This is a genomic window from Planomonospora alba, from assembly GCF_039534085.1.
GTDB classification, from domain to species: Bacteria; Actinomycetota; Actinomycetes; order Streptosporangiales; family Streptosporangiaceae; genus Planomonospora_B; species Planomonospora_B alba.
In genome coordinates, this window is record NZ_BAAAUT010000052.1 from 26915 (window position 1) to 50278 (window position 23364).

General features: G+C 72.5%; 21 protein-coding genes and 1 tRNA gene. 11 read left to right on the top strand and 11 right to left on the bottom strand.

The window, feature by feature from the left end; all coding sequences use genetic code 11:
* The first annotated feature begins 53 nt into the window (after window positions 1–53).
* Window positions 54–1139: an acyl-CoA dehydrogenase family protein gene (locus ABD823_RS26555; protein ID WP_344864208.1), complete on the top strand. Its 1086-nt coding sequence runs from the start codon at window positions 54–56 to the stop codon at window positions 1137–1139.
* Between the two features lie 83 nt (window positions 1140–1222).
* On the opposite strand, the gene ABD823_RS26560 is transcribed toward ABD823_RS26555, so the two are convergent.
* Window positions 1223–1828 (bottom strand): TetR/AcrR family transcriptional regulator, encoded by a 606-nt coding sequence (locus tag ABD823_RS26560; RefSeq protein ID WP_344864210.1) that lies wholly within the window; start codon window positions 1826–1828, stop codon window positions 1223–1225.
* 235 nt (window positions 1829–2063) lie between these two features.
* Here ABD823_RS26560 and ABD823_RS26565 point away from each other — a divergent pair, with 235 nt between their 5' ends.
* Entirely contained in the window at window positions 2064–2792 is a 729-nt protein-coding gene (locus ABD823_RS26565) for a nuclease-related domain-containing protein (RefSeq protein WP_344864212.1), read from the top strand.
* 54 nt (window positions 2793–2846) lie between these two features.
* Here ABD823_RS26565 and ABD823_RS26570 read toward each other — a convergent pair whose 3' ends face one another.
* The gene (locus ABD823_RS26570; RefSeq protein WP_344864214.1) at window positions 2847–4214 is read right to left on the bottom strand and encodes a vWA domain-containing protein; all 1368 of its coding nucleotides are present in this window, start codon (window positions 4212–4214) and stop codon (window positions 2847–2849) included.
* A gap of 91 nt (window positions 4215–4305) precedes the next feature.
* Window positions 4306–5157 (bottom strand): AAA family ATPase, encoded by an 852-nt coding sequence (locus tag ABD823_RS26575; RefSeq protein WP_344864215.1) that lies wholly within the window; start codon window positions 5155–5157, stop codon window positions 4306–4308.
* 144 nt (window positions 5158–5301) lie between these two features.
* Here ABD823_RS26575 and ABD823_RS26580 point away from each other — a divergent pair.
* Together ABD823_RS26580 and ABD823_RS26585 are read left to right on the top strand one after the other, a co-directional pair.
* Window positions 5302–5375 (top strand) — tRNA-Lys (locus tag ABD823_RS26580).
* Between the two features lie 287 nt (window positions 5376–5662).
* Window positions 5663–6613, top strand: a complete 951-nt coding sequence (locus ABD823_RS26585) for a ferritin family protein (protein ID WP_344864216.1) — start codon at window positions 5663–5665, stop codon at window positions 6611–6613.
* Between the two features lie 112 nt (window positions 6614–6725).
* On the opposite strand, the gene ABD823_RS26590 is transcribed toward ABD823_RS26585, so the two are convergent.
* The gene (locus ABD823_RS26590) at window positions 6726–6953 is read right to left on the bottom strand and encodes a hypothetical protein (protein WP_344864219.1); all 228 of its coding nucleotides are present in this window, start codon (window positions 6951–6953) and stop codon (window positions 6726–6728) included.
* 118 nt (window positions 6954–7071) lie between these two features.
* Window positions 7072–7929, bottom strand: coding sequence for a DUF397 domain-containing protein (locus ABD823_RS26595; protein ID WP_344864221.1), 858 nt, complete (start codon window positions 7927–7929; stop codon window positions 7072–7074).
* Window positions 7930–8297: 368 nt separating this feature from the next.
* On the opposite strand from ABD823_RS26595, the gene ABD823_RS26600 reads away from it, so the two are divergent.
* Together ABD823_RS26600 and ABD823_RS26605 are read left to right on the top strand one after the other, a co-directional pair.
* The gene (locus ABD823_RS26600) at window positions 8298–8717 is read left to right on the top strand and encodes an ATP-binding protein (protein WP_344864222.1); all 420 of its coding nucleotides are present in this window, start codon (window positions 8298–8300) and stop codon (window positions 8715–8717) included.
* Window positions 8718–8838: 121 nt separating this feature from the next.
* The gene (locus ABD823_RS26605; protein ID WP_344864224.1) at window positions 8839–9321 is read left to right on the top strand and encodes a hypothetical protein; all 483 of its coding nucleotides are present in this window, start codon (window positions 8839–8841) and stop codon (window positions 9319–9321) included.
* A gap of 13 nt (window positions 9322–9334) precedes the next feature.
* Here the strand turns inward: ABD823_RS26605 and ABD823_RS26610 are convergent, their stop codons facing one another.
* The 3 genes from ABD823_RS26610 to ABD823_RS26620 all read right to left on the bottom strand — a co-directional run bounded on the left by ABD823_RS26610 (window position 9335) and on the right by ABD823_RS26620 (window position 12869).
* The gene (locus ABD823_RS26610; protein WP_344864226.1) at window positions 9335–11305 is read right to left on the bottom strand and encodes a hypothetical protein; all 1971 of its coding nucleotides are present in this window, start codon (window positions 11303–11305) and stop codon (window positions 9335–9337) included.
* Window positions 11306–11446: 141 nt separating this feature from the next.
* On the bottom strand, window positions 11447–11755 hold the full coding sequence (locus tag ABD823_RS26615; RefSeq protein ID WP_344864228.1) for a hypothetical protein: 309 nt from the start codon (window positions 11753–11755) through the stop codon (window positions 11447–11449).
* A gap of 166 nt (window positions 11756–11921) precedes the next feature.
* Entirely contained in the window at window positions 11922–12869 is a 948-nt protein-coding gene (locus ABD823_RS26620; RefSeq protein ID WP_344864230.1) for a hypothetical protein, read from the bottom strand.
* A gap of 258 nt (window positions 12870–13127) precedes the next feature.
* Here ABD823_RS26620 and ABD823_RS26625 point away from each other — a divergent pair, with 258 nt between their 5' ends.
* Window positions 13128–13436 (top strand): hypothetical protein, encoded by a 309-nt coding sequence (locus tag ABD823_RS26625; RefSeq protein ID WP_344864232.1) that lies wholly within the window; start codon window positions 13128–13130, stop codon window positions 13434–13436.
* Window positions 13437–13571: 135 nt separating this feature from the next.
* Window positions 13572–14420: an aldo/keto reductase gene (locus ABD823_RS26630; protein ID WP_344864234.1), complete on the top strand. Its 849-nt coding sequence runs from the start codon at window positions 13572–13574 to the stop codon at window positions 14418–14420.
* A gap of 190 nt (window positions 14421–14610) precedes the next feature.
* Here the strand turns inward: ABD823_RS26630 and rfbB are convergent, their stop codons facing one another.
* A complete protein-coding gene (rfbB, locus tag ABD823_RS26635) occupies window positions 14611–15588 on the bottom strand; it encodes a dTDP-glucose 4,6-dehydratase (RefSeq protein WP_344864236.1) in 978 nt (325 codons plus the stop codon).
* Between the two features lie 295 nt (window positions 15589–15883).
* Here rfbB and ABD823_RS26640 point away from each other — a divergent pair, with 295 nt between their 5' ends.
* Entirely contained in the window at window positions 15884–16696 is an 813-nt protein-coding gene (locus ABD823_RS26640) for an ABC transporter ATP-binding protein (protein WP_344864238.1), read from the top strand.
* A complete protein-coding gene (locus ABD823_RS26645; protein WP_344864240.1) occupies window positions 16696–19284 on the top strand; it encodes an FtsX-like permease family protein in 2589 nt (862 codons plus the stop codon). The genes ABD823_RS26640 and ABD823_RS26645 overlap by 1 nt, the downstream gene beginning before the upstream one ends.
* Window positions 19285–19498: 214 nt before the next feature.
* Here ABD823_RS26645 and rfbA read toward each other — a convergent pair whose 3' ends face one another.
* Window positions 19499–20368 carry a glucose-1-phosphate thymidylyltransferase RfbA gene (gene rfbA, locus ABD823_RS26650; protein WP_344864242.1) on the bottom strand — a complete coding sequence of 290 codons (870 nt, stop codon included), beginning with the start codon at window positions 20366–20368 and terminating at the stop codon, window positions 19499–19501.
* Between the two features lie 163 nt (window positions 20369–20531).
* Here rfbA and ABD823_RS26655 point away from each other — a divergent pair, with 163 nt between their 5' ends.
* Window positions 20532–21641: a DegT/DnrJ/EryC1/StrS family aminotransferase gene (locus tag ABD823_RS26655; RefSeq protein ID WP_344864244.1), complete on the top strand. Its 1110-nt coding sequence runs from the start codon at window positions 20532–20534 to the stop codon at window positions 21639–21641.
* On the opposite strand, the gene ABD823_RS26660 is transcribed toward ABD823_RS26655, so the two are convergent.
* Window positions 21607–23088 (bottom strand): NDP-hexose 2,3-dehydratase family protein, encoded by a 1482-nt coding sequence (locus ABD823_RS26660; RefSeq protein ID WP_344864246.1) that lies wholly within the window; start codon window positions 23086–23088, stop codon window positions 21607–21609. The two genes, ABD823_RS26655 and ABD823_RS26660, sit on opposite strands and share 35 nt — an antisense overlap.
* Between the last annotated feature and the right edge of the window lie 276 nt (window positions 23089–23364).

Below are 23364 nucleotides of genomic sequence, written 5' to 3' on the forward strand. Positions count from 1 at the left end.
GGAGCGGAGCGCGGGCGGCGGGTGCTCCGCGCGGCGAGTGAGGAGTGCGACCAGTGACACTGCTGTACACCGAGGTCGAGGAGGAGCTGCGGGCCTCCGTGCGGGACCTGCTCGCCGACCGGTGCGGGCCGGAGGCCGTGCTGCGGCGCGCCGAGTCGGACGCGCCGTACGACCTGGAGCTGTGGAAGACGCTCTCCCGGGACATCGGGGTGGCGGGCCTGCTGGTGCCGGAGCCGTACGGCGGGGCGGGCGCGTCGGCGCGCGAGGCCGCGGTGGTGCTGGAGGAGCTGGGCCGGGCGATCGCGCCGGTGCCGTTCCTCGCCAGCGCCGTGCTGGCGACCAAGGCGCTGCTGGAGATCGGGGAGGAGGACCTGATCCAGGAGCTCGCCTCCGGTGACGTCACGGCGGCGCTGGTGGTGCCGCTGGCGGCCTCGCCGTACCGGTCGCTGCCGGAGGCCGTCACCGTCGGCGCGGACGGCACGCTGCACGGGCGGGTGCGCGGAGTCGCGGGGGCGGAGGTCGCCGACGTGCTGCTCGTCCCGGTCGGTCCCGGCGCGCTCTACCGGGTGGAGGCCGCGGACGCCCGGATCGAGACGGTGCCCTCGCTGGACCTGACCCGGCCGGTCGCGACGGTCACCTTCGACGGTGCCCCCGGGGACGTGATCGGGCACTTCGAGAGGCGGACGGTGCTGGCGTTCGGGGCCGGGCTGCTCGCCTCCGAGCAGCTCGGCACGGCGCAGTGGTGCCTGGACACGACGCTGGCCTACATCAAGGAGCGGCACCAGTTCGCCCGGCCGGTCGGGTCGTTCCAGGCGATCAAGCACCGGATGGCGGACCTCTGGCTGGACGTGGTGCGGGCCCGCGCCGCGGCCAGGAACGCCGCCGACCGGCTCGCGGCGGACGCGGACCCGCAGGAGGCCCTGACGGCGGCGGCGGTGGCCGCCTCGTGGTGCTCGGAGGTGGCGCTGCACGTCGCCGAGGAGAGCGTGCAGCTGCACGGGGGCATCGGCATGACCTGGGAGCACCCGCTGCACCTCTATCTCAAGCGGGCCAAGGCCGGGCAGATCGCGCTCGGCACGCCCGGCGCCCACCGGGACGCCCTGGCCGGCCTCGCGGACCTGCCCGCGCCCGTCGGCTGAGCCCGGTCCGCGGCGGTCCCGGGGTCCTTCCGCCCCGGGGCCGCCGCGCCCCTCCCGGCGTCCGTGCCCCTCGCCGGGGAGGGCTACCGCTCCCCGGAGGGCTCCCCGAGGGGACGGAGCGAGGCGAGCAGCAGATCGGCGAAGTAGGCGCCGAGCTGGGCGCCGGAGATCGGCCCCTCCGGGCGGTACCAGGTGTTGAGGTGGTGGACCGAGCCGAAGAAGAAGTCGACCACGATGTCGGCGGGGGTGTCGTCGCGGAAGACGCCCTCGCGCTGGCCCTCCAGGACCAGGTCGCGGAAGCGCTCGTGGTAGACCCGGCGCTCGGCGCGCACGCTCTTGCGGGTGTCGGGCGCCAGCAGGTGCATCGAGCGGAAGAAGATCTTGGAGTCGTCGAGGTTCTCGACGGAGGTCCGCACGACGTCGGCGGCGGCCCCGTAGAGGCGCTCGGCCACGGTCCCGGGGCCGTCGGCGAACTGGAGGAGCCGCTCCATCTGCATGCGGAGGACCCGGCCGTAGATCTCGCGGAGCAGGTCGTCCTTCGAGTTGAAATAGTGGTACATGGCGCCCTTGGTGACGCCCGCAGCGGATACGATCTCCTGTACCGAGGTGCTCTCGAATCCCTGCTCGGCGAAGAGGCGGGTGGCCTCGCTGAGCAGCCGCTGCCGTACCGGCTCCTGGTCCTGGGCCATGCTGCTTCCCCCTAGATGTGGTGAGAGAAGCATACCGACTGGTCGGTCGAAGTGTTCGCCGGTGACCCGCGCGTGTTACTTGCGTCACCTTTGCCGACCTGGAGCTCCCGCTTGGGTACGGGTTATCCGAGGATCTTCACCGTGGCAGATCCCTGCCTTCCGACCACTCGAACTGTGGGGGTTCGTTGTGCCTGGCGGATCTATCTACGTGCCGCCCGATGACCAGGTTCACGGGTTGTCACCGCAGGTGATGTACGAGCAGAACTGGCACAAGGAGGCCAGGGAGCGCTGGAAGGCACGGGGCCTGAAGGCCGTCGGCGGCGTGGCCGCGGGCGTCGCGCTGGCCTACCGGTTCGGCCTGTCCCCGGTGGTGTCCGGGCTCGTGCTCGGCCTGCTGGTCGGCGCCGCGGACCTCGCCTGGTCCTGGTGGTCCTTCCGCTCCACCGCGGTCTGGCGGGGCAGGCGGCGGGGCGAGGCCGTCACCGGCAGGCTGCTCCGCCGCCGGCTGCGCAGGCACGGCTACCAGGTCCTCGACGGCCGGGCCGTACCGGGCCAGGCCTCGATCGACCACCTCGTCATCGGCCCCGGCGGGGTCTGGGTGGTGGACAACGAGGCGTGGGACCCCGAGACCGAGATCGCCACCTACGGCGGGCGGCTGTTCTTCGGCGAGAAGTACGGGTCGAAGGAGGCCAAGGCGCTCGTCGAGGCCGCCGGAGCGCTGGCCGGGGTGCTCGGCCGCGAGGCGGGCGTCCCCGTCACGATCGAGCCGCTGCTGGCCGTGCACGGCGGGCAGCTCGTGCACGGCACCGAGCGCCGGCGCTCGGTCACCGCCGAGGGCGTCACCCTGCTGCGCCCCCGGCACGTCGCCTCCTGGATCCTCGGCACCCCGCACCAGCGGCTCGACGGGAGCCAGGTGGAGCTGCTGGCCCGGACGGCCGCGCGGGTGCTGCGGCGCATGGGCTGACGGCGCTCCGGCGTCCGCCTCCGTCTCCCGCCCGGGACCGGAGGCGGACCCGGCTCAGGCGAGCTCCTCGACGAAGGCCGCGAGCTGGGCGACGTTCCGGCACTCGTGCATCGGCACGACCGCGCCGTAGGCCGTCGCCGCCGAGTCGCCGGTGTCCCACTGGGCGACCGGCTCCGGATTGAGCCAGTAGGCGTGCCGGGCGCCGGAGACCAGGCGCCCGAGCGTCTCCAGCGCGGGCGGCTGGTAGTTGGACCGGGCGTCGCCCAGAATCAGCAGCGACGTCTTCGGCCCGACGGCGTCGCCGTACCGCTCGGCGAAGCGCTCGAACGCGCGGCCGTAGTCGGTGCGGCCGAAGCGCACCATGTCGGCCTCGTTCGCCAGCCGGGTCATCGCCTCGGCCACGTCGGCGCCGGGGACGAAGAAGCGGGTGATCTCGTCCACGGTGTCCACGAAACCGAACGCGCGGACCTTGGTGAACTGCTCGCGCAGCGCGTAGGTCAGCAGCAGCGTGAAGTGGGCGAAGGAGGCGACCGAGTCGCTGACGTCGCAGAGCACGACCAGCTCCGGCTTGTGCGGCCGGCGCGGCTTGAGGTGCGTGGTCAGCGGCACGCCCCCGGTGGACAGCGAGGCCCGCACGGTGCGGCGGAAGTCCAGCCGGCCCCGGTGGCCGAGCCGGTGCTTGACGGTGAGCCGGGCGGCCAGGCGGCGCGCGAGCGGGTGCACCTCGCGGCGGAGCCGGGCGAGGTCGGCCCGGGTGACGCGCAGGAAGTCGACCTGCTCCAGCGGGGGCCGCACGGCCGAGCGCGCGATCCTCTCGATCCCGGACTCCTCGGCGATCCGGCGCCGGACGTCGGCGGAAACGGCCTCCTCGAACCGCCTGATGCCGCGGGTGACGCGCTCCCTGGCGACCTTCTCGGCCAGGCCGCCGCGCTCGGCCCCGGCCAGCACCTCGGCCAGCAGGCGGGCCATCAGGGTCTCCGGGGACAGCGCCCGCAGCACCGGGTAGGAGAACCAGTTCTGCCGTCCGGGGCTCGCCGGCTGGCGGCCGAAGCGCTCCACCATCTGGCGGGCGAAGGCGTTCAGCTCGCCCTGCGCCCGCCCGTCCGCCAGCAGCAGCCCGGCCAGCCGGTCGCGGAGCTCGGGGATCTCCGCGGTCCGCGGGTCCGTCCCGGCGGCGGGGCGCTCGCCGTGCAGGCCGGTGGTGGAGGGCGGGAACCACAGGTCGAAGAGCGTGTCGAAACCGGGCCGGTGGGAGGGGCGCTTGACCAGCGTCGCCGCGTAGGCGGCGCGCAGCGACTCCCGCTCGGTCAGGTCGATCACCTGCAGCGCCCGCACCGCGTCCAGCCCCTCGGCCAGTGACACGGGCAGCCCCGCCTCGCGCAGTGCGTGCACGAAGCCGACGTGCCGGTCCACCAGGCTCACGGCGCCTCCTCCGCCGGCCGCGGGAGCGCGGGTGCGCCCGCCGCGCCGGGTCCGCGCGGGGCGTCCGCAGCCCCCGGGGCGGCCGGGCGGCTCACAGGCCCAGCTCCTTGCGGGCCCGCTCCTGGTCGGAGGCGTGCTTGAGCACCACGCCGAGCGTCGCGGCGGTCGTCTCCTCGTCCAGCGCGGTCCGGCCCAGCGCGAGCAGGGTGTTGGCCCAGTCGATCGTCTCGGCGATCGACGGGGACTTCTTCAGCTCCAGGGAGCGCAGCGTGGCGGCCGTGCGGGCGAGCTGCTCGGCCAGTCCCGCCTCGATCAGCGGCACCTGCGCCAGCACGATGTCGCGCTCGCGCTCCGGCGACGGGTAGTCCAGGTGCAGGTAGAGGCAGCGCCGCTTGAGCGCCTCCGACAGCTCGCGGGTCGCGTTGGAGGTCAGCACCACGTACGGCCTGCGCACCGCGGTGACCGTGCCGAGCTCGGGGATCGTCACCTGGAAGTCGGACAGGACCTCCAGCAGCAGGCCCTCCACCTCGACATCGGCCTTGTCGGTCTCGTCGATCAGCAGGACCGTGGGCGTCTCGGCGCGGATCGCCTTCAGCAGGGGGCGTTCGAGGAGGAACTCCTCGGTGAAGATGTCGTCGTGGGTGGCGTCCCAGTCCCGGCCGCCGGCGGCCTGGATGCGCAGGAGCTGCTTCTTGTAGTTCCACTCGTAGAGCGCGCGGGCCTCGTCCAGTCCCTCGTAGCACTGGAGCCGGACGAGCCGCGCCCCGGTCGCGGCGGCGACGGCCTTGGCGAGCTGGGTCTTGCCCACGCCCGCGGGACCTTCGGCGAGCAGCGGCTTGCCGAGGGCCGCGGCGAGGAACACCGAGGTCGCGATGGCGTCGTCGGCGAGGTAGTCGACGGCGGAGAGCCGTTCACGGACGTCGGTGGGCGAGGCGAACCACATGTGTGCTCCCGGGCAGTACAGAATGTTGTTCTAGCCTAGCGGACCGGGTCCGGCGGTTCACGGGGTGCGGCCGTCCCTCCCCGCGGACCGGATCCGGCGATTTCGAAACACGGCCGCCGATGCGCTACTCTTCAAGTGCTTCACGCGCCGCTAGCTCAGTTGGTTAGAGCAGCTGACTCTTAATCAGCGGGTCCGGGGTTCGAGTCCCTGGCGGCGCACCGATCGAAGGCCCAGGCCGCCACCGGCGACCTGGGCCTTCGTGTTTCCCGCCGTCGGTCCTCCATCGCCGCGCGGATCCCCGTGTCGGGTGCCGGATGGGTGGATATAACGCCGTGTAGTCATTCGCATGGGTATGGCGCATGCGTGGTGGCGGCCTTGCTCCAGGGGGATCGGCATGGTGAGACAGGCGGGAAGACGACCGGAGAGGCAGCCGGGGAGACCTCCGAGTGGATCTCCGGGGAGACGGGGTGCGGTCGGGCGCGGAGCCGGCCTCGTCGTCGCCGGTGTGGCCGCGCTGCTCACAGCGGTGGCCGCCGGAGCGCCGGTCGGCGCCGCCGGGGAGGTTCCCGGTGCCGCGGCCGCCGGCGGCCGGATCGATCCGGAGACCCGCAGGGACGCGCTGGCGGCCATGCGCGGGGAGGCGTACGCCCACGCCGCCTACCTGGCCTACGCCGTGCAGGCGGGCAGGGAGGGACTGCCGCGGGTGCGGGAGCTGTACGAGGACGTCGCCGGGACCGAGCTCCGCGAGCACTTCACCGAGCAGGCGGAGCTGGTCGGCATGGTCGGCGACGACGCCGCCAACCTCCGCGACGCCATGGCGGGGGAGTCGTACGAGGCGGCCACGATGTACCGGAGATTCGCCACGGAGGCCAAGACGGACGGCGACTTCGCCGCGGCCAACCGGTTCAGCGAGATCGCCAAGGACGAGTCCGCGCACCACGACGCCTTCGCCCGGGCGCTGAGGGCGGTCACCGACCCCTCCTCCGGCGCCACCGTGCCCGCCGGGCGGACCGCGGAGTCGAAGGGCATCCCGGCGGGGCCGCCCAGGGCCGACAAGGCGCGGACCCTGCGCAACCTGCGCACCGCCATGGAGGGGGAGGCGTTCGCCCACGCCATGTACACCCTCTACGCCGAGCGGGCCCGCGCGAGCGGGCAGCCCGCGCTCGCCCGGCTGTTCGAGCGGACCGCCCGGGTCGAGCTGGCCGAGCACTTCGCCGAGGAGGGCAGGCTCGCCGGGCTGGTCCGCGACACCCGGACCAACCTGTGCACGGCGATCAGCGGCGAGACCCGCGAGGGCACCGAGACGTACCCCGGCTACGCCCGGCGGGCCGCGGAGGCCGGGGACCGGGCGGCGGCGCGCCGGTTCGAGGAGGTCGCGGCCGACGAGCTGGGCCACGCCCGCCGCTTCCGGGACGCGCTGGCCGCCCTCGGCGGGACCTGCCCCGGATCGGGCTGACGGCACCGGCTCCGCCGGCGCGCCGGACACCGCGCCGGGGACTCGCGGGGCGCGCCGGACACCGCACCCGGACCCGCGGGGTTCGCGGGACCGGCGGCGGTGCCCGCCGGCCTCAGAGCCGGGTCATCTTGGCGTAGGGCGCCGCGATCCGGACCTGCTGGGGGCCGAAGTCGACGACCACGGCGGCCTCCTCGACCCCGATCACCATGCCGAGGCCGTACTTGTCGTGGGTCACGCGGTCGTGCAGGGCGTACTGCTCGACGGGGGGAGGCGGGGCCTCCGTGCGGTTGAAAGGACTGCCGGGAAGGGTACGCCGGGACGCGGCGCGGGCTGGTTTCATCCCTTCCAGTATGCGCCTGTTAGGACCGTTCATGGGGCGTTTCGCCTAGTGAGGTGTGTCGCCTGCCGATCCGGTGGTGAGGGGACTGGAGGGCGGCGGCTGAACCGGGAGGCGGTGGTCAGGCCGGAGAGGCGGACTCGCCGGCCTCGACGCCGCCGATGAAGGCGCTCCACTCGGCGGGGGTGAAGATCGGCTTGGGGCCGTCCGGATCCTTGCTGTCACGGACGGCGACCGCCCCGGGCAGGTTGGTGGCGACCTCGGCGCACTGGCCGCCGTTGTCTCCGGAAAACGACGACTTCCGCCGCACCGCAGCGCTCAGGTCCATCCCTGTCTCGCTTCCTCGATCATTGTGATGGACCTGGACTCCGGATAGGCCCCTCCGAATGGCCTCATAGCGCTTCCAGATGACGGCCACCACGTCTTGCTCCGCGGTGATCCGTCCTGCTGCGGAGGAGCCCACCTGGACGGGATCCGGCTGCCCGTCCGGAAATCCGGTGATCACGAATGCGCCCGGCAGGCCGGTCGGGCATTCCGGGTCCACGATCTGGATGTGGACCGTCGGTCTCCGCGCGATCTCCAGCAGGTGATCGAGTCGATCGCGCATCACTTCGGCTCCACCGACCTTGCGGTGCAGCACTCCGGCGTCGATGAGCACGATGATGAGCGGAGGGTCGTCCCGGTCAAGGATCCTCTTGCGCCGCAGGCGGGCTCGGACACGCTCCTCCACCTCGTCAGGGGTGATCTGCGGGGCTTGACTGAAGTGATGCCGGGCGTAGGACTCGGGCTGGGGAAGGCCAGGGATCAGGAGCGGATCCCAGGAACGCAGGACGCGGGCGGTGGGCTCGATCTCCTCGGCCCAGCTCCGGAACCAGACCGGGCTGCCGGGCTGGGCGACGATGCGCTGGTAGAGCCGGGTGAAGGAGGCGCCGTCGGGCGTGCCGAAGAGCCGGTCCAGGCGCTCATCGAGAGATGGCACGGTATTCATCGCATTTCCGATCAGATCGGAAAAACAGGACTATCCTCAGGTCGGTCGTGCCAGACCCGGTCCGGGCCATACCAGCGGCTGTCATGACCGGCTCTTCTCCGGACTGCCGAACCGCTCGCCGACCCGATACCGGGAAGGCGGTCCAAATGCGGGTCCTCTCTTCCGGACAGCTCGGAGAAGAAAGCAGCCCATCACCTTCCGGACGGCGAAGAATCCGGCCGCGCGTGCGAATGCGGTATGGCGTTCAACGGCCCTGTCAGGGCATCGGGAAACACCGGGAAGGCGGGGAAACGGCAGGCGGACAGTGCGAGAGGTTCGTTCACCTGGTCCGGCCGGGCCGGGAGCCGTGCGACCCCGGCGTGCGCGCCTCACCGGGCGGGCCGTACGGGGCCTGGCGGCGGGAGCTCCCGGGGGCGGAGCGGTCCGTCCCGGCGGCCCGGGAATGGGCGCGCGGGCTGCTGGCGGGGCAGGTCGCGGCCCCGGTCCTCGACGATGTGCTGCTCCTGCTGAGCGAGGTGGTCACCGACGCGGTCGCGCACTCGGACTCGGGCCGTACGGCCGGCGGACGGGTGGTGGTGTGGCCGGTCCGTACTCCAGACGGCGTCCATGTGGAGGTGGTCGACGCCGGGTCTGCCGTCAGCACACCGGCCGCGCGCGTGCCGGAGGCCGACGAGGACAGCGGCCGGGGCCTGTGGCTGGTGGACCTGCTCTCCGTCGCGTGGGGTTCCCACCACGACGCGGCCGGCGGCTCGGTCTGGTTCCGGGTGGACGAGCGGTGAGGGCCGGACCCGGGAAGCGGACGGCCGGGCACCGGCGACCGGATGCGGAAAGACCGTGGCGGCAGAGATCCGATTGGGTGAAGATCGGTATGTCCCGGTTCCAGACCCGTGGAGGGATCACATGCGCATCGCTCGGTTCCTGGCCCTCGGCCTGGCGGCGGTTCTGGTGATGTCGGGATGCACCTCCGAGCCCGAGCCTTCACTGGAGAAGGCGGTGGCGGAGCTTCAGAAGGACACGCAGCGGTTGGAGACCGACGACCTCTTCAAGAACCCGCTCATGAAGCTCCGCATACTGCAGCGTCCGGATGAGGACATCCCCTGTGATGGGGGGAATTTCAAGCGAGTGCTACGGGCGACGGCTGACAACGAACGACCCGAGAAAGAGGGCCTGGACTCTCACCTGGATAAGTCCGAACAGGTCATGAAGAACACTCTTGCTCAGCTTATGAATTATGAGATAGAGGTAAGTGCCGCCCAGTCGGATGCGTTGGAGGGGCGGTTCATTAACGGAAAGAAGAGCGTGGGGGTCGTTGTTCGCGTTTATGTGGCACCGGATGCTCCTACCTGGAGGTTGCGTGCGGAGACCGCCTGCTTGCCGCGTTGAGAGGGATCAGGCGTTAGGCTTTGCTCTTCAACAGGTTTTTGGCTAGATCGCTGCTCTGGGCTCGTGACGATAGCTCGATCTTTTTGTCGATCTTGTCGTTGCTGTCCATCCAGTCGTTGTAAACATTCAGCTTCTCCTCAAGGATCTGCTCCCACTTCTTTCCGCCTGTGGCCTCGCGCTTGGCCTCGGCCACGAGTTCGTCATACGTCTTGAGGCCACCGGTGGTCGGGCTGACAAGCTCCTTAGGGAGTTCGCTCGCCGGGTAACCGCCACTGTGAAGGAGATATGCCATGTCGTACTTCAGGCGTTTGGTGAGGTCGGCCTGCTCCTTGTTGACCGCCTCGACCTGCGTCTCGAAGCTGGCGGCCCAGCCATCCGATGCAGAGCTGAAGACATACGACTGGACGACATTCCATCCGAGGTCGGCGACCGCGTCGGCGATGGGAACCGTGCCGAGGAGGAAGCCTGCGGTGTTCTTGGTGAAGTTGCGGGCCGCGTCGGCGACGGCATCCTCCTCGCCGAGCACATCGACCGTGCTCTTGAACGCGACGCTGCCGAAATCGCCGAACATGATGGACACGTCGCCGAAGTGATCGGTTTTCCCTTTCGAGTCCAGGCCGGCGGCGGCGATCAGTGTGTCATGACGGAAACGCGCCACCGCCGAGCTGAACGTGTCGGCGGTCTCGTCCTCGCCAACGAAGGTCTTCAGGAAAGCGGAGGTGTCGTCGGGGCTGAGGTAGAAGGAGGGGGTCACTCCGGGGAAGTGCTCCCAGTGCTTGGGGGGCTCCATGCCGGAGGCGCGGTTTTCGGCCCTGTCGAAGCGGCCGCCCGAGACCAGCTCGTGGACGTAGGAGCCGGCGATCACGCCCATGGAGTCCTTGGCCGGGGTCGGCAGGGCGCTGCCGAAGGAGCCTGCGGTCCTCATCAGGTCGAGGGCGAAGGCGGCCGCCTCCCGGCTGTGCTTGCCAGGTTGCTCGGTCGCGGCCTCCGTGCCCGATTCCATCGCCCGGCCGAAGGCGTCGGCCACCTCGTCCCCGGTGCCCGCCGTCCTGGCGTAGTCGAGGAAGAGCTTCATCTTCTCGGGCCGGGTCAGCGTGACGTCCTTACCGCCCATCGAGGCGAACGCGTCCCGCACGGCCTTTCCGTCCCCGGCCAGCACCTCCAGCCCGAGCGCGACCAGGTCGGACGGGAGGCCGTACGCCTTCGTCTCGGTGGGGCTCGCGGCGCGCCAGTCCTGGCGGGGTTTCTTGGCGAAGTCGTCCAGGACGAGGGCGCGGGCCGCCGCGCTCCGCACACCGGCGGGGGCGTTCGCGCCCGCGAGCAGGGCGAGGCGGTTCCACGCGGCCACCTTGCTCCCGGCCGGTCGGGTCAGGTCGCTGCGGACCTTGGCGAACGCCGGGACGAGGGTGGGGGCGCGCAGCGCCGCGCCGAGGGCCTTGCCGAAGGCGGCCAGGTCCTGCTTGGCGGTCTTGCTGCCGGTGCTCGCGATGAGGTTCGGCAGGCTGTCGCGGACCGTTGCAGGGAGCAGGGCGAAGAACGCGGCGGCGGCCTGGGGGTTGTCGGCCAGGTCCTCGATCTTGCCGATGTGGTCGTGGATGAGCGCGGCCTGGAGCTCGCCGCCGTGGTTGGCCAGGATGTCGCTGCCGTACATCCGCGCCAGCGCTTGGGCGGTCTCGAAGGCCTCCAGGTCGTCCGGGAGCCGTACGAGCCCCTGCCCGCCGTCCGGCTTCAGCGCCGGGTCGCCTCCCCCGTCCAGGGCCTGGATCAGCTCGGCCCGGCCGTGCAGCATGGAGACCTGCCTGCGGCCCCAGTCGGCGATGTCGGCGATCTCCCGCAGCTCGGGGGCGTGCACGCCGTACTGCTGGAGTTTCTTCCCCAGGTCCTCACCGATCTCCGTCAGCCGGTCCGCCGCGCCGCGTAGCGAGGTGGCGAGGTCCCGCATCCGGTCGGGGTCGATCCCGCAGAACTCACCGGATCCCGTCACCGCCGCGCCCCTCCCGCGACCCCCTGCTCAGTCCGCCTCCCGCGGCCCCGTCTCCTGCGGTCCCGCCATCCGCGGTCCCGGTCGGCACGGCCGCGGCCTCCCGGTCCTGCCTCCTGCGGCCGTATCCTCCGTCCCGGCGGTTCACAGGCGTCCCGCCATCGTCCGGCGCAGCGCCTCGGCCTCGGCCTCGGTCACCATCGCGGGCCGGCGGCGCAGTTCCTCCTCGACCGCGTCCGCCACCCGCCGGGCCAGCAGCGTCAGCCGGTGGTGCCGCTCCTGCAGCTCGCCGGTCCACTTCTCGGCGGCCGGTCCCGTCCAGACCGCTCCCGACCCCATCACCTCGATCGGCCGCTGGTAGGCCTGCCGGACCTCCCGGCCCCGCTCCTCGACCTCCGCGAGGAGCTCCCGCAACCGGGCGTGCAGCGGATTGGGCACCATCCGGTCGGCCACGCCGCCCCCGTCCTCTCCTGAGACCCGTGATACGAGAAACAGACCGGTCCCCACCACGGGCACCGATCACCGCCACCGACTATGCCACCTCATTCCCGCGTGGTGAATGAGGCGGCATCGCCGGTCATCGCCGTCCCGGATACCGCCCGGCGGCCGGGGGTGCCGCTCAGCCGGTGATCTGGAGCAGGGCGCGCGAGCGGTTGCGGGGCTTCTCGGCCAGGGTCTGCAGCCGCTCCCCGCCGGGGCCGAGGACGACCAGCGTGTTGGCCCGCCTGCCCGAGACCCGGACCACCAGGCGGCCGTCCTTCAGGTACTGGGCGCCGAGCAGCCTGCCCTCGACCGGGAGGGCGACCTTCTTCCCGGTCCGGGTGTCGTGGACCGACGGGGTGAAGGCGGTCGGCCAGGAGCCGTCCCCGGCGTCGTCGGCCGGGCCGATCACGTTCACCACGACGCGCCGGCCGTCGGGGGACAGGCTCGCCACATGGTTGGCCAGCTTGACGCCGGGGACCCGCCTGGCGGTGCGGGTGGCGGTGTCCAGGACGTACACGCCCTCGGTGGTCCCGGCGTATCCGGCGAGGGTCCGGCCGTCGGCCGACCAGGTCAGGTGGCACAGGCCGGGCGTCGTGCCGAGCCTGCGCGGTCCGCCCCCTCCGGCGCCGACCACGGCGACGGCGGCGCGGGGGGAGGAGCCCGCCAGCGGGAAGGCGACGCGCCGGGAGTCGGCCGACCAGGCGGGGGTCATGCAGGGGCCGCCGTAGGCGGCGCCCTCGGCGACGACCTTGTCGGCGGTCCCGCCGGCGGCCGGGCCGGAGACGTGCAGGCGGCCCTTGGCGTCGATCCAGGCGACCTTCCTGCCGTCGGGGGAGACGGAGAACTGCCCGGAGAAGGAGCGGTCGGTCCAGATCGTCCGCCCGCCGTCCGTGACCACCCGGACACCGCTGCCGTAGTCGAGGTAGACCCCCTTGCCGGTCAGCGGCGCCGGCGCCGTCCGCGCCGGCGCGTGCGCGGGGGCGGACGGCCGCGCGGGTACGGCATGCGCCGGTACGGCGAGCGCGGCGGGCACGGCGGTGGACACGGCGAGTACGGCGCCTGCGGCGAGGGCCCGGTGCTTCACGATGCTGTTCTCCTCGAAGATCTCGGTACGGGATGTTGGAGACCTGAGCGGCCGCAAAGGTTTACGTGTTTAGGGTGATTTGCCGTTATTGAAACCCGGGTCCCCTGGCCGGTGGGGCGGGCGCGCGTAGGCTTGCTGAAGAAGCGGCTCTCAGCCTGGAGCGTCGACCGTGTCCGGTCCCGGAGGCTGATCGTGCGGCGTTCCCCGGGTGATCGGTGGCGGTCACCGATCACGGGCCGCGGAGGGGGGACAGGCATCATGATCACGACTATGGTCCGGCGTGCCGCGGTGGTCGTGGGCGCCGTCGCGGCCCTCGGGCTCGTCGGTCACAGCGGTGCGGTGGCCGACGACAGCCACCCGTACCCCTACAGCGGATACGGCTACGGCAAGTACTACGACGACTACGGCTACGGCGGCTACGGCAAGCCCTACTACGGCTACGGCTACGGCAAGCCCTACTACGGTTACGGCAAGCCGAAGTACTACGGCTACGGCAAGTACAAGAACTACGGGTACGGCGGCTACGGCAAGTACGGCAAGCACAAGCACTACGGCTACTACCGCTGAGCGGCCGTGGCGTGACGGACGGCCGCCCGGGCGTCCACGCGCTGCCGTGGGCCGTCCGGGCGGTGGTCCGGGCCGACGCGCGGAGCGGGGGCGGTGCTTGACCTGGAGTGCGCTCCAGCCCGCAGGATGGACGCCATGAAGACACGTACGATCGGAGACGTCCAGGTCGGCGCCGTCGGGCTCGGCGCGATGCCCATGTCGGTGGCGGGGCACATGCCCTCCGAGGAGCAGGCGATCAGGACCGTCCATGCCGCGCTCGACGCCGGCGTGACCCTGATCGACACCGCCGACGCGTACACCCCGTCCCCGGACGACGTCGGGCACAACGAGCGACTGGTGGCCAGGGCCCTGGCGCTGTGGTCCGGCGATCGCGACCGGGTCCTGGTCGCCACCAAGGGCGGGCACACCCGCACCCCCGACGGGGGCTGGGGGCTGAACGGGCGCCCCGACTACCTCCGGCAGGCGTGCGAGCAGTCGCTCAAGGCGCTCGGGGTGGAGACGATCGGGCTCTACCAGCACCACCGTCCCGACCCGGACGTGCCGTACGAGGAGACCATGGGCGCGCTGCGCGACCTCCTCGACGAGGGCAAGATCCGGATGGCGGGCATCTCGAACGCGAACCCGTCCCAGATCAGGGCGGCCCACGAGATCCTCGGCGGGCGGCTGGTGAGCGTGCAGAACGAGTACTCGCCGCGCTTCCGCAGCAGCGAGCCGGAGATCGACGTCTGCGCCGAGCTGGGCGTGGCGTTCCTGCCCTGGTCGCCGCTGGGCGGCATCTCCTCGGCGGGCGGCCTCGGCGGCCCGTTCGCCGAGGTGGCGGCGGCGCGGGGGGTCTCGCCCCAGCAGGTATGCCTCGCCTGGGAGCTCGCCAGGAGCCCGGTCGTGATCCCGATCCCCGGGGCCAGCCGCCCGGAGACCATCCTCGACTCGGTGGCCGCCGCGGAGCTCGTGCTGACCGAGGAGGAACTGGCCCGGCTGGGCTGAGCCGGTCCGGAGGCGCCGCCCCGGCCGAGCCGAGCAGGCGCGGCCGGAGCGGCGCCGTCCGCGGGGTCCGGGCTCGGCCGTCCGCGGGGTCCGGGCTCGGCCGTCCGCGGGGTCCGCCGCCCCGGGCCGGGGACGGAGCCCGTCCGGGCGGCGGAGCCCGTCCGGCGGCGGGACGTCTCGCGGGCTCCGGTCAGCGCCCGCTGGGGACGAGGGTGGCGCGGTGCTTGAGGGGCTCCCACCAGGACCGGTTCTCGCGGTACCAGGCGACGGTCTCGGCCAGGCCGGTGTCGAAGTCCTTGCGGGGACGGTAGCCCAGCTCCTCCATGATCTTGCTGCAGTCGACCGAGTAGCGGCGGTCGTGGCCCTTGCGGTCCTCGACGAACTCCACCATGTCCCAGCCGGCGCCGCAGGCGGCCAGCAGCCGGGCGGTCAGCTCCCGGTTGCTCAGCTCGGTGCCGCCGCCGATGTTGTAGACCTCGCCGGGCCGGCCCGCCTGCCGTACCAGCTCGATGCCCTGCACGTGGTCGTCGATGTGCAGCCAGTCGCGGACGTTGAGCCCGTCCCCGTAGAGCGGCACCTTCACCCCGTCGAGCAGGTTGGTGATGAACAGCGGGATGACCTTCTCCGGGAAGTGGTGGTGCCCGTAGTTGTTGGAGCAGCGGGTCACCCGCACGTCCAGCCCGTGGGTGCGGTGGTAGGAGAGCGCGAGCAGGTCGGCGGCGGCCTTGGAGGCGGCGTAGGGGGAGTTGGGGCGGAGCGGGTCCGTCTCCGGCCAGGAGCCCTCGGCGATGGACCCGTACACCTCGTCGGTGGAGACGTGCACGAAGGTGCCGAGCCCGGAGCGCAGCGCCGCGTCCAGCAGCGTCTGGGTGCCGCCCACGTTGGTGCGGACGAACTCGGCCGCGCTCAGGATGGAGCGGTCGACGTGGGACTCCGCGGCGAAGTGCACCACGGTGTCGTGCTCGGCGACGAGCGGGCCGACCAGGTCCGCGTCGCAGATGTCGCCGTGCACGAACCGGATCCGGTCCAGCACCGGGTCGAGGTTGGCGAGGTTGCCGGCGTAGGTGAGCTTGTCCAGGACGGTGACGGCGGCCCGGCCCTCGGCGGCGAGGGTCCGGACGTAGTGGGAGCCGATGAAACCGGCCCCGCCGGTGACCAGTATCTTCATTTCTTCTCCGTCCTCAGCCTTCCGTGACGGCCGCCGGACGGACGGGCGCCGAACGCGCGGACCACATTTCCCCGCCCCGGGGCCGCCATTTCTTCTGTTCGTGGTCCCGCTGTTGCGAACGCTATTTCGGAAGCATATTCTTTCTCCACCCTTACCTGCCCTTACTCGCGGGCTGCGCCGCCCGGGCCAGGCCGTACGGCGCCGCCCGGTGACCGTCCGCGGCGACCCCTGAAACGGGTCCGGGCACCCCTGTTTTCATTGACCGGCGCTCTGACGGCGTTTCATGCTGCTGTGCATGAATCGACAGCGTAATCCGCGTGGGGTCGATCGGTCCGCCGAGGTCGTCCGGCTGGATTCGGTGCGCAAGACCTACGGCAGGGGCGGCGGGACCGTCGAGGCGCTCGCGGGCGTCACGATCGGGTTCCGCAGCGGCAGCCTCACCGCCGTCATGGGACCGTCCGGCTCCGGCAAGAGCACCTTCCTGCACTGCGCGGCCGGCCTGGACCGGCCGACCTCGGGATCGATCGTATTCGACGGCGAAGAGATCACGGGACTGGGAGAGGTCGCGCTGACCAGGCTGCGGCGCGAGCGCATCGGCTTCATCTTCCAGTCGTTCAACCTCCTGCCGGCCTTGACCGTGCTGCAGAACGTCACGCTGCCGATGAAGCTGGGGGGCCGCGAGCCGGACCCCGGGTTCGTGGCCGAGGTGATCGCCCGGGTGGGCCTGCGCGACCGGGTGGACCACCGGCCGAGCGAGCTGTCCGGCGGCCAGCAGCAGCGGGTGGCGATCGCCCGGGCGCTGGTCACCCAGCCCGCGGTGATCTTCGGTGACGAGCCGACCGGGGCACTGGACACCCGCACCGCGATGGAGGTGCTGACCCTGCTGCGGGAGGCGGTGGAGGAGGCCGGCCAGACCGTGGTGATGGTCACCCACGACCCGGTGGCCGCCTCCTACGCCGACCGGGTGGTGTTCCTGGCCGACGGCCGGCTGGTCGGTGAGATCGCGAACCCGACCGCCGAGGCGGTCGCCGAGCGCCTCACCCACCTGGGCGCCTGGGACGAGCGGCCCCGGCGGCAGGCCCCCTCCCGGGCCGGGGGTGGCTACTGATGTGGAGCCTGGCCCTGAGCACCCTCCGCTTCCGGCGGAGCGCCTTCCTGGCCGGCTTCGTCGCGGTCCTCCTCGGGGCGGCGATCATCACGGCCTGCGGCGCGCTGATGGAGACGGGCATCCGCCTCGACGTGCCGCCGAAGCGGCTGGCCGCCGCCACGGTCGTGGTCGGCGGCGACCAGGTCTACACCCTGCCCAAGGCGGACCCCGCCGACGAGGAGGAGGACCTGCAGTGGGGCACCCTGCCCGAGCGGGTCCGGCTCGACGCCGGCCTGGCGGGCACGGTCGCGAAGGTGCCCGGCGTGGCCGCGGCGATCCCGGACCTGTCGTTCCCCGCCCTGCTGGTCGGGTACGCCGGGCCGGTCTCCGGCCACCCGTGGGCCTCGGCCGAGCTGGCGCCGTACGGCCTGCGCGAGGGCGCCGCCCCGGCGGCCGAGGGCGACGTCGTGCTCGACGCGGAGACCGCGCGGCGGTCCGGGAAGAAGACCGGGGACCAGATCGAGATCACGGTCCGGGGGGTCATCGGGACCTACCGGGTGACCGGGATCGCCACCGCGCCCGCAGCCGGTGACGGTTCCGCGGCAGGCCCGGAGCCCGCGGTGTTCTTCGGAGCGGCGGACGCCGAGCGGCTGTCCGGGCTCGCCGGGAAGGCGGACGCGATCGGCGTGATCGCGGCGCCGGGCGTCGGGGCGGAGGAACTGCGGGCCCGGATCGACGCGGCGCTGCGCGGGAAGAACACGGTCACGCTGATCGGGGACGACCGCGGGCTCGCCGAGTTCCCGGCGGCGCTCACCAGCTCCGAGAACCTCATCGTGCTGGCCGCCGTGTTCGGCGCGATGGGCATCATGGTCGCGATGTTCGTGGTGGCGAGCACCCTGGGCCTGTCGGTGCAGCAGCGCCAGCGGGAGATGGCGCTGCTGCGGGCGATCGGCACGACCCCCGGCCAGGTCCGCCGGATGGTCATCGGCGAGGCGATGGCGGTCTCCACCCTGGCCACGCTGGCCGGGATCGTGCCCGGTTTCCTGCTGGGCGGGTGGCTGTTCGACCGGCTCGTGGCGGCCGGCGTGGTCCCGGAGGTGGTGGTGTTCCGCCAGGGGCTGCTCCCGGTCCTCGTCGGCGCCGGCGTCTCCCTGCTCACCGCGTTCACGGCGGCGCTGGTCACGGCGCGGCGCGCGGCGGCGACCAAGCCGACCGAGGCGCTGGCCGAGTCGGCCCTGCAGCCGTACCGCAGGCCGGGGCCGGGCCGCTGGATCCCCGCGGTGATCTGCTTCGTCGGCGGCCTGTCGCTGGCCGGGGTGACCGTGTTCATCATGAGCGGCCCGCTGACTTCCAGCACGGCGGGTCCGGCGGTGCTCGTCTGGGCGCTCGGCCTGGCGCTGCTGGCCCCCGCCCTGACCAAGGCGCTGACCGAGCTGCTCGGCCGCCCGCTGCTGTCGCTGTCCGGCACGCCCGGCTACCTGGCGCTGCTCAACGCGCGCGCCCGCACCACCCGCATGTCGGCCGCGGTCCTGCCCGTCATGCTCGCCACCGGGATGGCCACCGCCAACCTGTACATGCAGACGACGCAGGTCAGCGCGACCGAGCGGGCCTACACCGAGAGCCTGCGGGCCGACGCCGTCGTCACCTCGGCCACCGGGGGGCTGGCCCCCGGGCTGCTGGCGAAGGTCCGGGAGCTGCCCGAGGTGGGCCAGGGCGGCGCCACCGAGCTGGTGACCAGCACCGGGTACGTGGAGAAGCCGCACGACGGCTGGCAGCGGGAGGAGGGCTGGCCGATCCAGGGCGTCACCGCCGAGGGCGTGGCGCGCACCATCGCGCTCACCCCCTCCGAGGGCTCCTTCGGCGACCTGCGCGGGAAGACCGTCGCGCTGGAGGCCGACCACGCGCGGGCCATCGGCGGCGGCGTCGGCATCGGCGACACGGTCACCGTGCGGCTGGGCGACCGGTCGGCGGTGGACCTCAAGGTGGTCGCGCTCTTCGAGACCCGGACGGGCTCGGAGAAGTTCCTGGTCCCGGCCGACCTGCTGGCCCCGCACACCACGGCGGGCCTGGCCCCGCAGATCCTGGTCAGGGCGGCCGACGGCGTCGGCGCGGACGCGCTGATGGCGGCGCTGGGCCGGCTGGCCGAGGGGCAGGAGGGCGTGGTCGTGGCCGACCGCGACGCGCTCACCGCGACCCACGCCGAGCAGCAGCGGACGCAGGCGTGGGTGAACTACCTGCTCGTCGGCATGGTCCTGGCCTACACGGCGATCTCGATGGTCAACACCCAGGTGATGGCGACCGCGCGGCGCCGCAGGGAGTTCGGCCTGCAGCGGCTGACCGGCTCGACCCGGGCGCAGGTGATGCGGATGATGGCGCTCGAAGCCGGCCTGGTGGCGGGGATCGGCATCCTGCTCGGCACGGTCGCCTCGCTGATCAGCCTGGTGCCGTTCAGCATCGCGGTCGACGACACCCCGTTCCCGTCGGGGCCGGTCTGGATCTACCTGGCGGTGGTCGCCTTCGCGACGCTGCTGACCGTGGCCGCCACCCTGGCGCCCACCTGGCTGGCCACCCGGTCGCGCCCGGCCGAGGCGGCGGCCGCCGCGGAGTGACGCGCGCACGGCACGCCCCCGCCGGGCCGCTCCCGGCCGGGGCGTGCCGCTGTGATCCTCCCGGGGCGGGCCGCGCGGCCCGGGCGCGCCGAGACCCCCCGGGCGCGCCGCCGGTCCGGGTCCGGGCGGGAGGAAGCGCCGGGGCGCGCCGCCGGTCCGGGTCCGGGCACGCGAAGGCCCCGGGGCCGTGCGGGCCCCGGGGCCGTGCGGGGCTTCAGAAGCCGCTCGCGATGCTCATCACGTACTGGCCGTAGCTCGACTTGGGGATCTCCGCGCCCAGCCGGTAGCACTCCTCGGCGTCGATGAAGCCCATGCGCAGCGCCACCTCCTCCAGGCAGGCGATGCGCACGCCCTGGCGCTCCTCCAGGGTCTGGACGTACTGCCCGGCCTGCAGGAGCGACTCCGGCGTGCCGGTGTCCAGCCAGGCGAAGCCGCGGCCCAGGTCGACCAGCTTGGCCTGCCCGCGCTCCAGGTAGACCCGGTTGACGTCGGTGATCTCCAGCTCGCCGCGCGGGGACGGCTGGAGGTTCTTGGCGATGTCGACGACGTCGTTGTCGTAGAAGTACAGGCCGGTGATGGCGCGGTTGGAGCGGGGACGGGCGGGCTTCTCCTCGATGGAGACCAGCCGGCCTGAGGCGTCCACCTCGCCCACGCCGTAGCGCTCGGGGTCCCGTACGGCGTAGCCGAACAGCACGCAGCCCCGCACGTCCCGGGAGTTCTCCTCCAGCACCTCGGAGAAGGCCTGCCCGTGGAAGATGTTGTCGCCCAGGATCAGCGCCGCCGTGTCGTCGCCGATGTGGTCGGCGCCGATGAGGAACGCCTGCGCGATGCCGCCCGGCTCCGGCTGCTCGGCGTAGTCGATGCTGAGCCCGAGCCGGGAGCCGTCCCCGAGCAGCCGCCGGAAGTGCGGCACGTCCGCGGGCGTCGAGACGACCAGGATCTCGCGGACCCCGGCGAGCATGAGCACCGAGAGCGGATAGTAGATCATCGGTTTGTCGTTGACCGGGAGAAGCTGTTTCGAGACGGCCAGGGTTATCGGATGGAGCCTGGTTCCCGAGCCGCCGGCGAGGATGATTCCCTTCATTACCGGATACCCCCATTCTAGGAATGTGAATAACGCTATCCGCGCAGGTGGGAGCACTCAATAGAGCCGTACGGATTCCGGGGTGACGGCCCTTCTTCTAGGGGTTGCGGGCCTGTGCCGGGCAAAAATACCGTTGAATCGCGAATCCAGAGGAAGGATAGTGATGGCCACTCTTGTCTGGGACTACCTGCGGGAGTACGAAAAAGAGCGCGAGGACATTCTCGACGCCGTCGAGACCGTCTTCTCCTCGGGGCGGCTGGTGCTCGGTGAGAGCGTGCGGGCCTTCGAGGAGGAGTTCGCCGCCTACCACGGCCTGGCGCACTGCGTGGGCGTCGACAACGGCACCAACGCCATCAAGCTCGGCCTGCAGGCGATCGGCGTCAAGCCCGGCGACGAGGTGATCACGGTCTCGAACACCGCGGCGCCGACCGTGCTGGCGATCGACGCCGTCGGTGCGACCCCGGTCTTCGTGGACGTGCGCCGCGAGGACTACCTGATGGACGTCGAGCAGGTGGAGGCGGCCATCACGCCCCGCACCACGTGCATCCTCCCGGTCCACCTGTACGGCCAGTGCGTCGACATGGCCCCGCTGGAGCGGATCGCCGCCGAGCACGGCCTTTCGATCTTCGAGGACTGCGCGCAGGCGCACGGCGCCCGCCACCACGGCCGGCTGGCCGGCACGATGGGCAAGGCCGCGGCCTTCTCCTTCTACCCGACCAAGGTGCTCGGCGCCTACGGGGACGGCGGCGCGACGGTCACCTCCGACGACCAGGTCGAGCAGAACCTGCGCCGGCTGCGCTACTACGGCATGGACAAGGTCTACTACGTCGTCGAGACGCCCGGCCACAACAGCCGGCTCGACGAGGTGCACGCGGAGATCCTGCGCCGCAAGCTCCGCAGGCTCGACTCCTACATCGCCGGGCGGCGCGCGGTGGCCGAGCGCTACGCCGAGGGCCTGGGCGACACCGACCTGGTGCTGCCCGCCCTGGCCGAGGGCAACGACCACGTCTACTACGTCTACGTGGTGCGCCACCCCCGCCGCGACGACATCATCGAGGCCCTCAAGGCCTACGACATCCACCTGAACATCAGCTACCCGTGGCCGGTGCACACCATGACGGGCTTCGCGCACCTCGGCTACGAGAAGGGCCGGCTCCCCGTCACCGAGGAGCTGGCCCAGGAGATCTTCTCGCTGCCGATGTACCCGTCGCTGGACCCCGGGGTCCAGGACAAGGTGATCAGCGCGGTGCGCGAGGTGCTCGACTCCCTGTAGGGAGCGGTGTGGACAGGCTGTGCAGGCACGCGACGAGACTGCGTGCCTGCACGTTCACGTAGTAGCTGTGCCGCAGCAGCTCGCCGAGCTGGTGGACGGCCAGCCAGCGGTAGCCGGGCAGGCCGGGATCGGCGTCCTCGCCGGTCTCGACGATCAGATAGCGGTTGCGGGCGTTGAGGAAGCGCCCGCCCTCCTCGGACAGGACCGTGTCGAACCTGATCCGCTCCGGCCCCGCCCCGAGCACCTCCTCCAGCAGGGGCGGGCGGGCCCCGGCGGGCAGGTGGTCGTAGTTCTCCGGGGTGCACTGCACGGTCGGCGCCAGCTCCACCACGTCGGAGGAGCCCGGCTCGGCGCGCGCGTGCACCAGCGCGTGCAGCACCCCGCCGACCCGCTTGACCATGAACGCGATGACCCCGGTGCCGTGCGGCTCGATCACCGGCTGCATCCAGCCGCCGACCTCGCGGCCCTCGGCGGTGACGCCGACGCCGACGACGTCGAAGAACCGGCCCGTCTCGTGGGTGATCCTCCCGCCGGTACGGTGCCAGCCCCGCACCCGGTCGAGCGGGACGCGCTCGGCGGTCAGGTCGGTGAGGCTGCGCACGTCGGTGATCCAGCTGAGCACCTCCCCGGTCCCGTGCAGGGCGCCCGCGGCCGGGTCGCAGGAGCGCGCGAGCGCGGCGCGGAAGGCGTGGCCGGGCCCGGCGGGCGGCTCGGAACCCGCGCCGGGACCGGAGAAGGGCAGGCACGACAGCACCGTCCGGGCGTCCATGTTCACCAGGTCCGGCACGGTGAGCAGCTCGTGCAGCTGGCCCAGGGAGAGCCAGCAGAAGCCGTCGAGCTCCTCGACCTCCTCGGTGACCTCCACGATCATGTTGCGGTTGCGCTTGCGGTAGAACCAGGCGCCCTGCTCGGACTGGCGCACGTCGGCGAGGACCGAGTGCCGGGAGGTGTCCCGGAAGTAGTCGAGGTAGGGGACGGGCCTGCCCCGGTGGACCTGGGTGTAGTTGCTCCGCGTGGCCTGCACGGTCGGCGACAGCTGCAGGCCGTTGCAGTTGCCGGGCTCGTTCTTGGCCTGCATCAGGCAGTGCAGGACGCCGTCGAACTCCTTGACGAGGATGCCGAGGATGCCGACCTCGGGCTGGTGGATGATCGGCTGGCTCCAGGAGGGCACGGGGCCGTCCGGGTCGCGCACCTCGACGCCCTCGACGGAGAAGAACCTCCCGCTCCGGTGGACGAGGTTGCCGGTCGCCGGGTCGGTCAGCCACCCGTCCAGCCGGTCGAGCGGGACGCGCTCCACCCGCATGCGGGTGCGTTCGGCGGTCGCGGAGAACCACGCGTGGAAGGCGCCGAGGTCGGCGAAGCGGGCCCCGCCGGAGACGGCGGACTCCGCGATCCGCAGGTGGGTCGGTTTCGGGGGACGTGCCGCCTGGAGGGAGAGGCCGGCCATGGGGTTGCTCCTTCGGGGCTCGGCGGTGCCGGGGAAGACGTCGGGGAAGCGGCCGGGCGGGGCCCGGCGCCGGAGACGGGTCGCCCCGGCCGTGCCGGGTCCGCGGCGCCGGTCGGGCGGCGCCGCGGACCGGGGACCGGGGCGTGGCCCGCGGGAGCCGCGGGCCGCGGGGGCCCGGGCCCCCGCGGAAGCCGGGGGGTCGGGGGAAACGGGTCGAGGGAGGGGACCGGGGGGGACGGGCGGGGTCAGGGGGCGGGGGCCAGGGAGGCCCACATG

What these genes read in the sequence shown, in the direction of transcription:
- ABD823_RS26575 (WP_344864215.1), bottom strand. Translation starts at nt 5,157, where the DNA reads ATGTGGTTCGCCTCGCCCACCGACGTCCGTGAACGGCTCTCCGCCGTC.
- ABD823_RS26645 (WP_344864240.1), top strand. Translation starts at nt 16,696, where the DNA reads ATGTGGAGCCTGGCCCTGAGCACCCTCCGCTTCCGGCGGAGCGCCTTC.
- ABD823_RS26640 (WP_344864238.1), top strand. Translation starts at nt 15,884, where the DNA reads ATGAATCGACAGCGTAATCCGCGTGGGGTCGATCGGTCCGCCGAGGTC.
- ABD823_RS26560 (WP_344864210.1), bottom strand. Translation starts at nt 1,828, where the DNA reads ATGGCCCAGGACCAGGAGCCGGTACGGCAGCGGCTGCTCAGCGAGGCC.
- ABD823_RS26655 (WP_344864244.1), top strand. Translation starts at nt 20,532, where the DNA reads ATGGCCACTCTTGTCTGGGACTACCTGCGGGAGTACGAAAAAGAGCGC.
- rfbB (WP_344864236.1), bottom strand. Translation starts at nt 15,588, where the DNA reads ATGAAGATACTGGTCACCGGCGGGGCCGGTTTCATCGGCTCCCACTAC.
- ABD823_RS26625 (WP_344864232.1), top strand. Translation starts at nt 13,128, where the DNA reads ATGATCACGACTATGGTCCGGCGTGCCGCGGTGGTCGTGGGCGCCGTC.
- rfbA (WP_344864242.1), bottom strand. Translation starts at nt 20,368, where the DNA reads ATGAAGGGAATCATCCTCGCCGGCGGCTCGGGAACCAGGCTCCATCCG.
- ABD823_RS26590 (WP_344864219.1), bottom strand. Translation starts at nt 6,953, where the DNA reads ATGAAACCAGCCCGCGCCGCGTCCCGGCGTACCCTTCCCGGCAGTCCT.
- ABD823_RS26605 (WP_344864224.1), top strand. Translation starts at nt 8,839, where the DNA reads ATGCGCATCGCTCGGTTCCTGGCCCTCGGCCTGGCGGCGGTTCTGGTG.
- ABD823_RS26660 (WP_344864246.1), bottom strand. Translation starts at nt 23,088, where the DNA reads ATGGCCGGCCTCTCCCTCCAGGCGGCACGTCCCCCGAAACCGACCCAC.
- ABD823_RS26630 (WP_344864234.1), top strand. Translation starts at nt 13,572, where the DNA reads ATGAAGACACGTACGATCGGAGACGTCCAGGTCGGCGCCGTCGGGCTC.